Raw genomic sequence first — 492 nt, forward strand, 5'->3', positions numbered from 1 at the left:
AAGGGGAATCAGGCTTCCCGGTTTTCCTTGATGTTCCAGGCCAGCACGGTTTCGGCGCCCTTGCCGCCCTTGTCGGTCTGCTCCCAGTACTGCTGCTTCACCTTGGCCGCCTGGAACGCGAACTGCACCAGCACCGCATCCCCGCCCTGCTCGGCCGAGTACTGCACCGAGGTGACCAGCACTTCTTCCAGCGTCACGCGCGTGTATTCGATCTGCGAACCACCCGCCTTGCACACCGACACTTCCACCTTGCTCAGGTGCTTGCCGCTCGCGCAGTTCTTCATCACCGACGGCGCCGCCTTGTCGATGCGCGCGAGCACCTGCAGGTCGTTGAAGCTCGCCTTGCCCACACCGCCCCCGCCGCCGCTGACCATGTTGCCAGGCTGCGTTGCTCCCCATGCGAACGACTTGATATCCGTCCAGTCCTTGTGGTTCGAGTCCTTGGATTCGCCGTTCGCGCCCTCGACGCGCATGAACATGTCTACTGCCATG

Annotated in this window: 1 protein-coding gene; it reads right to left on the minus strand. The window is 63.2% G+C overall.

Features of this window, described 5'->3' with window-relative positions; all coding sequences use genetic code 11:
* Positions 1 to 8: 8 nt before the first annotated feature.
* Complete coding sequence (locus IB278_RS33620; protein WP_012745360.1) at positions 9 to 491, minus strand: Hcp family type VI secretion system effector; 483 nt, start codon at positions 489 to 491, stop codon at positions 9 to 11.
* Position 492 lies beyond the last annotated feature (1 nt).

Source organism: Variovorax sp. VRV01, from assembly GCF_014852545.1.
Taxonomy (GTDB): domain Bacteria; phylum Pseudomonadota; class Gammaproteobacteria; order Burkholderiales; family Burkholderiaceae_C; genus Variovorax; species Variovorax beijingensis_A.

What these genes read in the sequence shown, in the direction of transcription:
- IB278_RS33620 (WP_012745360.1), bottom strand. Translation starts at nt 491, where the DNA reads ATGGCAGTAGACATGTTCATGCGCGTCGAGGGCGCGAACGGCGAATCC.